The organism is Pseudoalteromonas sp. SWYJZ98 (genome assembly GCF_015864495.1).
In the GTDB taxonomy this organism is placed as follows: Bacteria; Pseudomonadota; Gammaproteobacteria; order Enterobacterales; family Alteromonadaceae; genus Pseudoalteromonas; species Pseudoalteromonas distincta.
Genome location: NZ_JADYXA010000040.1, coordinates 20,922 through 32,164, shown reverse-complemented (window position 1 = coordinate 32,164; position 11,243 = coordinate 20,922). Strand labels below are relative to the sequence as shown.

The following is an 11,243-nucleotide window of genomic DNA, read 5'->3' as shown; positions in this document are numbered from 1 at the left end:
TTCTGATAATTTTTCAAAGGTATGGTATCGGCTGCTTTCTTCAAGTGTTGCTTGCAGTGCTTGTTCTATATTCACAAAAAAATCCGTAGTTAGTTTCCTAACTACGGATTTTGCATGATCGCTTGGATCGGTCAACCGGTCATTTTCTTAACTGATCGGCATTATCCTTATGGACCCTTTTTGTATTTAGATTACATATACTTTCTCAAGTATTTTTTGAATACCGGATCTGTTGCAGCCAACTCTTTTTGCTCAGCTAATATCTCTTTTAAAATAGCGCCTGAGGTAAGCGGGTTAGCAAGGACCACTCTAAATACAACCGTTGGTTGATTGTCGTATTTAGAAGGCGTTAAGCGTGTACGTGATACAAATGAGCGACCAGACTCTCGCTGACGCTTTTGCATACTGGCAGTAAAACGGTTCAGTGAAGCAAAAATATCTAACCGAGTTGCAGCATCTGCATCGGCTATTGCTTGTTTAATTTGCTTAGGTACATAACGATACGTTAATAAGCACAACTCAGGCTCCGAAATAAGCTCGAAGTCTTCATCAGTCTTAATTAAATCAGCAAAGTAATGTGCTTTTTTGATGCTTCGGTCAATCAGCATTTCGTAACCTTTGCGACCAATAACACGTAAGCAAGCGTGTACTAACATTGCCATACCCGGTCGGCTGCCTTCAAGCGTGTGGCTGCCTAAGTCTTTTGAACCTTTACGTAATATATACTCAGCGTGATGCTCTATTGCATCTGTGGCAGCGGGGTCTTTAAATAAAACCAAACCCGCTCCCATTGGTACATACATTTGTTTATGTGCATCGATGGTAATTGAATCTGCTCGCTCAATCCCTTTTAGTAAAGGACGGTGCGTACTCGATAAAAGGGTCGCTCCCCCCCATGCAGCATCTACATGAAAATGGCAGTTAATGTCTTGTGCTAAGTCGGCCATTTCATCAAGTGGGTCAATATTACCGGTTTCGGTTGTCCCCGCGACCCCAATAATCGCCATTACTTTAATACCTTGCGCTTCAAGCTCACGTGCTTTTTCGCGCATCGCTGTTACATCGACTTTATTATTTTCGCAGGTTTTAATACCAATTAAGTTATCGCGGCCAATGCCGAGTAAATCAACCGATTTACCTAACGAGTAATGCCCGCGTTCTGATATTAATACCGCTAAACCTTTATAACCGTAATGCAGCATACCGGCAATTAAGCCTTGTGCGCCGATACCTCTAAAATCGCCATCAGGTTTTAATAAGCGGTTTCGCGCAATCCAAAGCGCAGTAATATTAGCAACCGTACCACCAGAGCAAAATGCACCTAATGAGGTTTTAGCACTGTGCATCCATTTAGAATAAAATGAGTCTTCTTGTCCATAAGCTAAATGATGCATCATCCCAAGCACTTGACGCTCAAGAGGCGTAAACGCTTTAGATGTTTCTATTTTTACTAGATTTTGATTTAGCCCTACCATCAATTTTGAAAGCGGTAATAAAAAATGCGGTAAGGCTGAGGTCATGTGACCAATAAAGCTAGGCGCAGCTGTATGCACAGAATGAGCAACAAGTTGCTCCATAATGTCTTGGGCATAAGCAGATACAAACGTTGGATCTTCTGGGATCACTGCCGATTGAAAATCTTTTTCTATTTCATGTAATGGTTTTTCAATTGCCGCTATATTTTCGTTTAGAAAACCTGCTAAATTACTCGAAATTTCAAGCTCGATTTTGCTTAAAGTTGAGTCTGGCGCTTCAGGTACAGTAAATATACGCTTAAGGCTTTCTTTAGAGGCGACGGCACAACGCTTTTGATCCATCTCAATACCTAGTGTGTAGCTAAAACACGCGCTTACCCATCAAAAACGCCTACTTATTAGGACATTTGGAGCAATCGTGTTTCTTTAAAAATTGCGCTAACTTTACTGCAATATAACTAAAATGTCTCGCTTAAACCTACAAAAGCAATCAAAGCGATGACAAAAAAATGATAATTTAATTAAAATTCGACTAAACATAATTATTTATTGGGCATTTACTTATTTTGGGTATAATAAATTTGATAACAGAAAAGGGACACATATGCCAGAAGGAAGAGTAAAGGTTAGTTGGATAGTAGCAGGCTTTAGCTTGTTTTTAATAAGCTTGCTAACCTACGTTTACTACACTTACCAAACCACGCGTGCTGAAATAATGCAGTCGGTTGATAATCGCTTACTTAATGCCGCCACCAGCGTTAAACATATTTTAGGTGACGATTATTTAAGTGCGGTTAATCAAGGCGATAATATAAGTTTTTCTTACTATCAAGATAAAAGTAAACAACTCTCTGAGTTTGCTCAAGCACTTGATATTGCTTATGTCTATTCAATGATTTTAAAAGACGGTAAGGTGCTTTTTAGCTCATCAAGCTACACGCAAGACGATCAGAATAATGGCAAGGTAACTCAATTTTTAGATCTCTACCCTGAAGCTACCGATGCAAATATAAGTGCTTTTTATTCAACAGAGCCAGTATTTGAAATATCGAGCGATCAGTGGGGCCACTTTAAAACAATTTTTATTCCTTACGTTGACCCAATCAACGGCAATACCTATTTAACGGGTGCCGATATAACTATTTATGATTTAAACGAGAAACTTAAAGAAAGCGTATCAAAAGCAGCTGCAATGGCTAGCTTCTTCTTTTTTATCGCGATACTCGTTGCCGCCATATATATTTATTTACTAAAACGGTCTTTAGCAACTGACTCAAGTACTGGTTTTTCAAATCATATTGCACTTGAGTATTTTATTAAAAAAAGTAATGCACATCACATGCAATTAGCCGTTATTTGGGTTAATGAAATAGAAGATATAAACAGTTTTTACGGCACGGAAGTGGGTGACAAGGTAATGAAAAACTTACTTATTCACTTTAAACTTAGAAGCTCTACGCATTGCCATATATACAGACTAGCAACAAATAAAATAGTATTACTCGCGCCTAAGGAAATGAGTAATGACGAATTTACCGACCTCGTAAAAACATATAACTTTAATACACCGGTATTAACTGACCCTTTTATCTACATAACCCTATGTGCAGGTATTGCCAGTGGTAATAAATCGCTACTACTTGAAAATGCTCATATAGCAGCGCTGCAAGCTAAACAAGGCAGGCATAGTGTAGTTAACTACTCAAAAGCGCTACACGATGTAAAAACGCAATATCAATACAATGTAGAAATGGCAAAAGAAGTGCGAGAAGCGTTTGATAACAATCGTATAGTGCCTTACTTTCAACCCATTATTGACACAAATACCAATAAGGTCGTTCAATACGAATGTTTAGCTCGAATGGTAACAGCGCAAGGGGAAGTATTAAAACCTGATGCATTTTTAAATGTTGTTACCCGCTCAAGAATGGACGGAATACTTACCCGTACTATATTTTCACAATGCGTTAGTCGCTTTAGAAAAACCGATATTTGCTGGAGTTTAAATATAACAGCACAAGATATGCTCGACCCTAATTTAAGTGAGTTTATTGCGGACGAACTTAAGCGCTACCCGCATCCTGGTAATATCACATTAGAGCTTTTAGAAACCCAAGCTATTGCCAACTTCTCTGAAGTAAAAGCATTTATTGGAATGGTTAAAACGAAAGGCGTTAAGGTTATTATTGATGACTTTGGTAGTGGTTATTCAAATATATCAAACGTACTTAAGCTTGAAGTAGATGGTATTAAATTAGATGGCGCACTAATAAAGCAAATAGTGAATGACAAAGATATCTACTTGTTTATTGAGCATATAGCCAGTTTTGCTAATCAACTTGGTTTACAATTAATGGCAGAATCGGTAGAAAATACAACCATAGTAACCGCACTTAAAAAGGCGAATGTGACACTAATGCAAGGCAACTATTTTGCCCACCCAGTGCCACATGTTAATACGGTTACAGAAGAATTAGCACTTTAACTTACTTTAACCAGGGCGTGTTGATCTTTGTGGATTGAAATTTGTTCAATCTAGGGGCGATTAAATCGCGGCGCGAGGTTTGTAACCTAGTGGGCTAAGTAAAAACTGAGCAACAAAGAGTTAATCGTCCCTAGAAAGAACCCAAAGGGCAGCACATGTTTGGTCTTTATGCTGCGTTATCGCCTATTTATGGGGAATAACCACACTACATAGGCTCCGCCTTGCCTAAAAACCAAACATGCTGCTGCAAAATCAATCACGAAAGGTCAACACGCCCTAGGTAAGTTAATAACGAGTCGGTGGCTTTGCTGGCCACTGGCCCAGTATTTACGCTCAAAAGGCGTAATTGCATCGTCTGACTCATAAAGTGTTACATCGCAAGGGTTGCCTGTTAATTCAAGCGCCCGAGCAAACTCCTTAACGTAAATATCCCAATTGCTGCGCACTTCTAATTTTCCACCTAACTTAACGATAAATGGAAAAATAGCTGCGCCATGCCAGCGCCTACGAATATGCTTAGATTTAGGCCACGGGTTTGGATACAACAAATAATGGTGCGTAGGTTGCCAATTGGCGGCTACCGCTAAACGCCAAAAGTCATTTAAATCTGCTTGCACTAAGATGTACTGACCACTGGCGGTTTGCTTATATTCAACATCGTGCTTATCTAATCGGTGCGAAGATTTATCAATACCAATTATAAGTGCGTCAGGGTGGCGCTTAGCTAAGTTAGCTGAGCTTTCACCCACGCCACAACACGAGTCCAAAATAAGCGGACCACTAAAGGCTTGTACTTTAGCGTTTACTTCATCAAATGCGGCCTGAGTATGCGCTGCAATCGGTTTTTTAAACTCAGCCTCTAAGTGCTTATTTACTATTTCATCAAGCTTTTCGTGAATACCCGCTTGATTAGATACAATACTACGTGAATTTGCATCACTCATTAGTGTCTTAGCCCCACACCTTTTTTAATTAAAGTTAGCGCTAAAGTAAATAACACCGTAATAAACACCAAAATAACACCTAGCGCTACACTTAAATCAACATCCGACACACCTAAAAAGCCATAGCGAAATGCATTTACCATATAAATAATAGGGTTTATTTGCGATACGTTTTGCCAAAATTCTGGCAATAACGTTATTGAATAAAATACACCGCCTAAGTAAGTTAATGGCGTTAGTATAAAGGTGGGAATAATGCTTATATCGTCAAAGCTATTTGCGTAAATTGCATTAATTAAACCACCTAAAGCAAACACAGCTGAGGTTAAAATAACGGTCGCCATAATTACAAAAATATTATGAATTTGAATATCAACAAATAATAACGATACACAGGTAACTATAAAGCCCACCATAATACCACGCGTCATACCGCCGCCCATATAACCCAGTACAATGATGTAATTAGGCACAGGTGCAACTAAAAGCTCTTCAATACTTTTTTGAAATTTTGTTGAGTAAAAACTAGAGGCTACGTTGGAATAGGAATTAGTAATAACCGACATCATTATAAGGCCAGGTACAATAAACTCCATATAACTAAAGCCGCCCATATCACCAATACGTGAACCAATTAAGTTACCAAAAATAACAAAATATAAGCTCATCGTAATTGCTGGCGGCACTAAGGTTTGTACCCAGATACGTAAAAAACGAATACACTCTTTAATCCATAAACTCTTTAAGGCTACGCCATATTTAAACATTTATTCGCCCCGCCCTTGCTCTAGTAATCCTACAAATAACTCTTCTAGTCTGTTTGCTTTATTTCGCATACTCAATACTGTATTACCTTGGGTTGTTAATGCGCTAAATACCGCATTTAAGCCCTGTGATTTAGCGACTTCTATTTCAACAGTATGATCGTCCGTCATCGTAAACTTATAACCTTCAAGCGTGACAGGGTTTGCTGGCATTTTTAAATCTAAAATAAAGGTTTCTTTATCAAGTTTTGCAAGCAGTGCTTTAATGGTGGTGTTTTCAACAATTCGACCAGAATCAATAATCGCTATGTTTTTACACAGTAACTCAGCTTCTTCAAGGTAGTGTGTGGTTAAAATAATAGTAACGCCTTGCTCATTTATTTGGCGTAAAAAATCCCACATTGAACGACGAAGTTCTATGTCTACACCCGCTGTTGGCTCATCAAGTATAAGTAATTTTGGCTCGTGCATAAGGGCGCGTGCAATCATTAATCGACGTTTCATTCCGCCTGAAAGCGTACGAGCTTGCTTGTCTTTTTTCTCTAATAAACCCAGCTGTGCTAGGTATTTATCAGCACGTTTATGGGCTTCGCCACGTGGCACACCATAATAACCGGCTTGGTTAACCAGTATTTGGCTAAGCGTTTCAAACTGGCTAAAGTTAAATTCTTGCGGCACTAAGCCTAAATGCGCTTTTGCAGCTTCTAAATCAGTATCAATATCACAGCCAAATACTTCTACTTTGCCTTTTGTTTTATTAACAAGTGACGAAATAACACCAATAGTGGTTGATTTACCGGCTCCATTTGGACCAAGCAAAGCGAAAAAATCGCCCTCTTCAACTTGTAAATCAACGCCTTTAATTGCCTCAACACCATTTTTATAAACCTTGGTAAGGCCTTCTATATTTAAAGCAATATTTTGCTTATTCATTACTTACCCTCACCATAACCCCAACGTTTTGTTAGGTTATGCTCAATGTTTAAATGATCTAAAATTCTCGCCACCATAAAATCAACTAAGTCTTCGATACTTTGTGGCTTATGATAAAAACCAGGTGCGGCTGGCATAATTGTTACCCCTAGACGAGATAACTTAAGCATGTTTTCTAAATGAATTTCGTTAAATGGTGTTTCGCGAGGCACTAAAATGAGCTGTCCGCGTTCTTTAATTACCACATCAGCGGCGCGCTCTAATAAATTATCAGACGCCCCCACTGCAATTGCAGAAACCGACCCGGCACTACATGGGCATACTACCATTTTTTTAGGAGCAGCAGAGCCCGAAGCCACAGGGCTAAACCAGTTATCTTTACCGTATACTTTTAGCTGTTCAGGTTTGGCATTAAACAGCGTACTTAACTGCTCTGTGGCTTTATCTTCATTACCAGAGAGCTTAATATTTGATTCTGTATCAAGCACCACGCGTGCTGCACTTGAAATGAGAACGTAGACCTGAAATTGCTGCTCTAGTAATACTTCAAGTAACCTAAGCCCATAAGGCGCACCCGATGCACCACTAAATGCGAGCGTAATTCTATCTTTAAATTGCACACTATTCTCCGCTGTATTTATCAGCTAAGCCATCAACAAGGTGTTGATGAAGGCCATTAAAACCGCCATTGCTCATAATTAAAATATGTTGATTAGGCTCAATATTTTCAAGCACTGTATCAATAATTGTTTGTGTGCTGTTAAAGCACTGCATGCCTGCTTTATCTGCTTGCTCTTTTAGCGACCAATTTAGATTCTCTGGTTCAAAAAGGAGTACGTTGTCAGCATCACGTAATGAATCTAATAATGTATGTTGGTGTACGCCCATTTTCATGGTGTTTGAGCGCGGCTCTAAAATAGCGATAATTTTTTCATCGCCTACTTTTGCGCGCAATCCTGCAAGCGTAGTTTTAATTGCTGTTGGGTGATGCGCAAAGTCGTCATACACTTTAATATTATTTATATCCGCCTTTAGCTCCATACGCCTTTTAGGGCTAATAAACTCTCCTAAAGCATCAATACTATGATCAATGGCTATACCCACATGGCGCGCTGCTGCGATAGTCATAATCGCATTTTGAACGTTATGCTCGCCTATTGCTTGCCAACAGACAGTGCCCTGCTTTTCGCCATTAAGTAATACATTAAACTCACTTCCATCGGCTTTTATTAATTCATAGCTCCAATCATCGCCTAGCGTTTCGCTTTCGCTCCAAAGCCCTTGTGCTATTACGTCATTAAGCGCTACGTCTTGCTTTGGCCAAATTACCTTGCCGCTTTGAGGTAATGTACGCATTAAGTGATGAAATTGTTTTTTTATTGCGTTTAAATCTTCAAAAATATCAGCGTGATCGAATTCAAGATTATTTAAGATAAGTGTACGCGGGAGGTAGTGTACAAACTTACTGCGCTTATCAAAAAAAGCTGTGTCGTATTCATCGGCTTCAATAACAAAAAATGGCGTTTCACCCACTTTTGCCGATACACCAAAATTTTGCACTATGCCGCCAATTAAAAACCCTGGTTTTAAACCTGCGTACTCTAATACCCACGCAAGCATACTTGCTGTGGTTGTTTTACCATGCGTACCAGCAACCGCAAGCACCCAAGAATCTTGCAGTAAGTTATGCTTAAGCCACTCAGGGCCAGATGTATAAGGCAGACCTTTATCAAGCACATATTCAACACATGGGTTACCACGGCTCATTGCATTACCAATAACGACCATATCTGGCTTTGGCTCTAATTGAGATACGTCATAGCCTTGAGTTAGTTCAATGCCAAGCTCTTCAAGTTGCGTACTCATTGGTGGGTAAACGTTTTGATCGGAACCCGTTACTTTATGACCCAGCGATTTAGCAATGGCTGCAATACCACCCATAAACGTGCCACAAATACCCAAAATATGTATATGCATATACTTTCCTTAAATCGTATGCTCACTTTACAGCTATGCAAAGTTTAATGGCGCTATAATGCCAAAATTCGTGCTTAGTTACCATTGCGAGTAAGCATTTCACTCGTGCCAAAATGACCACTTGATAATAAAAAAGCCTTCTTAATTAGAAGGCTTTTTCATTAGTCATTATTTGCTACATCATTAAAATACTATTAAACCTACACCGAGCAATAAACGATATATCACAAATGGCAACATGCCCATTCGCTCTATTACTTTTAAAAACATAAATATACATGCATAAGCCGATAAGAACGATAGCACCACACCTAGTAATAATGTATTCCAATCAACCACATGGTCACTCAAAGCAAGCTCTGCAGTATAATAAAGCCCCATCATAGAAATAATTGGAATTGCCAGTAAGAACGAAAAACGCGCTGCGCTTTGCTTATTCATTCCAAGCATTAAACCAGCAGTCATCGTGATACCTGAGCGAGAAGTTCCCGGGATCATTGCAACAGCTTGTGCAAAACCAATAATAAGTGCTGTTTTCCAATTAAGCTGATAAATAGTTTTAATTTGCTTACCTTTTGCATCCGCGTACCAAAGCAATAAACCAAACACAATTGTGGTAGTAGCAATTACCCAAGCGCTTCGTAGGTACAACTCTATAAAGTCTTTTAAAAGTAAGCCTAAAATAGCGGCAGGCACAGTGCCTAAAATTATCCACCAACCTAGCTTACTATCATCAGTAGTACCCTGTGATCCAAAGGATTTAAACCACGCACTGAGTATGTCGACGACCTCTTTGCGAAAATAAATAACAACGGCAATTAAAGTACCAACATGTACTGCCACGTCAAACGCAAGCCCTTGATCTTCCCAGCCTAAAATTTGCGATGGGAGAATTAAGTGCGCAGAACTAGATATTGGTAAAAACTCAGTAAATCCCTGTATGAGGGCTAAAATAATTATTTCGATGATACTCATGGGTTAGAAAACTCCACCTTCCATAGCTTTTGTTGAGGGTTATTATATTCATTCCATAACTGCGCAATCGTTTGTTTAGCTACAGGATGATAGAAATCTGGGGCAACCTCGCTAAGAGGTTGTAATACAAATGCGTTTTTAGTTATTTCATCTCGTGGTAATTGTGCTGGAGAAGCGCAAATTACATCATCATAAAATAGTAAATCTAAATCGAGCGTTCGTGGACTAAATTTTTTATCGTTCGCTGTGCGTCCATTATCACGCTCTATTTGTTTTAATAAAGCGCATACATCAACAAGCGACATATCAGTTGTAGCGCCAACGACTGAATTATAAAAATTATTGCCAGCAAACCCAACTGCTTCACTTTCAAAAACAGACGAGTGTACAATATGTTCAAAGTGCTGCTTAAGTGCAATTAATGCACATTGTATATAATGCGCTTTATTTATATTTGACCCTAGGCTGATATAAATTTGAGCCATTTAGTCAGTTGCCTTAACGCGTGTAATTTCAACACCTACAGTTTGCGCTTGTGCTACTGCTGCTGGTTTACTTACTCTTATAGTAACTTGTGGAGTATTAAACTCGCTTAAAATAATATGCGCTAATTGTTCAACTAAAGTTTCTAGCAACTCTACAGGTTTTAAAGTGCAGTGCTCAATAACTCGCTCACTTACTTTTGAGTAATCGAGTGCTAAATTAATATCGTCATTTTCAGCTGCAGGCTTAATATCGCTTAGCATTTCAATATCAAAATAAAGGCTCTGTTTACTTTCTTTTTCAAAGTCGTACACTCCAATAATAGTGTCGACATGCAATTGAGATATAAAAACCTTATCCATTGATACTCCAAATAACAACAAACTACTAAGCAACTATACTAAGCATCAATAAAATTAATACTGTATATGGTTTAGCCAGTGTTTAAATATGTAAAAATAACTTCTACAATAGCAAAATAACTAAACTAGCTATTAAATAGCCTGTTAATAATTTTTACGATAAATTTTGCTGCCAATAATAGCCTAAAAGCACTATCAATTGGTATAGCAATTAAAAAATAAGGAAGCGCGTGTTAGCCACTATAATGTTTGTTTTAGCTTATTTACTTGGGTCGATTTCGTCGGCTATTTTAGTGTCGCGGTTGTTCAAACTCCCAGACCCTCGTAATAGTGGTTCTAATAACCCAGGAGCTACAAATGTTTATAGATTAGGCGGAGCATTTCCGGCTTGCTTGGTTCTAGTGTTTGATATTTTAAAAGGCACTATTCCGGTATGGGGGGCTTATTTTTTAGAAGTTGAACCTTTAGAGCTTGGTTTAGTCGCAGTAGCTGCTTGTTTAGGCCATATGTACCCACTGTTTTTTAGCTTCAAAGGCGGTAAAGCCGTAGCAACGGCATTTGGCTCATTATTACCTATTGGCTTATCATTGGCAGGTTTACTTGTGTGTACTTGGTTAGTTATAGTGGCAATAACACGCTATTCATCACTGGCGGCGCTTGTAGCTGTATCTTTAGCGCCCTTGTATACATGGCTAATAAAGCCACTTTATACTCTTCCCGTTACTTTTATCACGCTGTTAATTATATTTCGTCACCGTACTAATATTATTCGATTATTTAGTGGGGAAGAACCAAAAGTGGGTGCTAAAAAAGCACCCACTGATGAAAACAAAAATATCTAAAAT

At 38.7% G+C, this 11,243-nt stretch carries 11 protein-coding genes; 2 read left to right on the top strand and 9 right to left on the bottom strand.

The genetic code is table 11. The annotated features are described in order from the left end of the window. Nucleotides 1–191: 191 nt before the first annotated feature. Nucleotides 192–1,817, bottom strand: coding sequence for a pyridoxal-dependent aspartate 1-decarboxylase PanP (panP, locus tag I6F10_RS16845; protein ID WP_197099147.1), 1,626 nt, complete (start codon nt 1,815–1,817; stop codon nt 192–194). A gap of 262 nt (nt 1,818–2,079) precedes the next feature. Between panP and I6F10_RS16840 the strand changes: the two genes are divergently transcribed. Beyond that, complete coding sequence (locus tag I6F10_RS16840; RefSeq protein ID WP_033020723.1) at nt 2,080–3,960, top strand: bifunctional diguanylate cyclase/phosphodiesterase; 1,881 nt, start codon at nt 2,080–2,082, stop codon at nt 3,958–3,960. 266 nt (nt 3,961–4,226) lie between these two features. On the opposite strand, the gene trmB is transcribed toward I6F10_RS16840, so the two are convergent. The 8 genes from trmB to folB all read right to left on the bottom strand — a co-directional run bounded on the left by trmB (nt 4,227) and on the right by folB (nt 10,398). Continuing rightward, a complete protein-coding gene (trmB, locus tag I6F10_RS16835; RefSeq protein WP_197099146.1) occupies nt 4,227–4,904 on the bottom strand; it encodes a tRNA (guanine(46)-N(7))-methyltransferase TrmB in 678 nt (225 codons plus the stop codon). Then, entirely contained in the window at nt 4,904–5,671 is a 768-nt protein-coding gene (locus I6F10_RS16830) for an ABC transporter permease (protein ID WP_002961025.1), read from the bottom strand. Before I6F10_RS16830 ends, trmB begins: the two co-directional genes overlap by 1 nt. Continuing rightward, nucleotides 5,672–6,601, bottom strand: a complete 930-nt coding sequence (locus tag I6F10_RS16825) for an ABC transporter ATP-binding protein (RefSeq protein ID WP_165744222.1) — start codon at nt 6,599–6,601, stop codon at nt 5,672–5,674. After that, nucleotides 6,601–7,221: a flavin prenyltransferase UbiX gene (locus I6F10_RS16820; RefSeq protein ID WP_002961027.1), complete on the bottom strand. Its 621-nt coding sequence runs from the start codon at nt 7,219–7,221 to the stop codon at nt 6,601–6,603. Before I6F10_RS16820 ends, I6F10_RS16825 begins: the two co-directional genes overlap by 1 nt. A 1-nt stretch (nt 7,222) precedes the next feature. Further along, complete coding sequence (gene mpl, locus I6F10_RS16815) at nt 7,223–8,578, bottom strand: UDP-N-acetylmuramate:L-alanyl-gamma-D-glutamyl-meso-diaminopimelate ligase (RefSeq protein WP_024604059.1); 1,356 nt, start codon at nt 8,576–8,578, stop codon at nt 7,223–7,225. Nucleotides 8,579–8,761: 183 nt separating this feature from the next. Next, nucleotides 8,762–9,553: an undecaprenyl-diphosphate phosphatase gene (locus I6F10_RS16810; protein ID WP_165744223.1), complete on the bottom strand. Its 792-nt coding sequence runs from the start codon at nt 9,551–9,553 to the stop codon at nt 8,762–8,764. Beyond that, a complete protein-coding gene (gene folK / locus I6F10_RS16805) occupies nt 9,550–10,038 on the bottom strand; it encodes a 2-amino-4-hydroxy-6-hydroxymethyldihydropteridine diphosphokinase (protein WP_024604057.1) in 489 nt (162 codons plus the stop codon). Before folK ends, I6F10_RS16810 begins: the two co-directional genes overlap by 4 nt. After that, nucleotides 10,039–10,398, bottom strand: coding sequence for a dihydroneopterin aldolase (gene folB, locus I6F10_RS16800; RefSeq protein WP_024604056.1), 360 nt, complete (start codon nt 10,396–10,398; stop codon nt 10,039–10,041). Nucleotides 10,399–10,628: 230 nt separating this feature from the next. Between folB and plsY the strand changes: the two genes are divergently transcribed. Then, entirely contained in the window at nt 10,629–11,240 is a 612-nt protein-coding gene (plsY, locus tag I6F10_RS16795) for a glycerol-3-phosphate 1-O-acyltransferase PlsY (protein WP_002961038.1), read from the top strand. The last annotated feature ends 3 nt before the right edge of the window (nt 11,241–11,243 follow it).

Coding starts and splice junctions, on each gene's coding strand:
- trmB (WP_197099146.1), bottom strand. CDS start 4,904: ATGAGTGATGCAAATTCACGTAGTATTGTATCTAATCAAGCGGGTATT.
- panP (WP_197099147.1), bottom strand. CDS start 1,817: ATGGATCAAAAGCGTTGTGCCGTCGCCTCTAAAGAAAGCCTTAAGCGT.
- folB (WP_024604056.1), bottom strand. CDS start 10,398: ATGGATAAGGTTTTTATATCTCAATTGCATGTCGACACTATTATTGGA.
- I6F10_RS16825 (WP_165744222.1), bottom strand. CDS start 6,601: ATGAATAAGCAAAATATTGCTTTAAATATAGAAGGCCTTACCAAGGTT.
- I6F10_RS16830 (WP_002961025.1), bottom strand. CDS start 5,671: ATGTTTAAATATGGCGTAGCCTTAAAGAGTTTATGGATTAAAGAGTGT.
- folK (WP_024604057.1), bottom strand. CDS start 10,038: ATGGCTCAAATTTATATCAGCCTAGGGTCAAATATAAATAAAGCGCAT.
- I6F10_RS16840 (WP_033020723.1), top strand. CDS start 2,080: ATGCCAGAAGGAAGAGTAAAGGTTAGTTGGATAGTAGCAGGCTTTAGC.
- mpl (WP_024604059.1), bottom strand. CDS start 8,578: ATGCATATACATATTTTGGGTATTTGTGGCACGTTTATGGGTGGTATT.
- I6F10_RS16810 (WP_165744223.1), bottom strand. CDS start 9,553: ATGAGTATCATCGAAATAATTATTTTAGCCCTCATACAGGGATTTACT.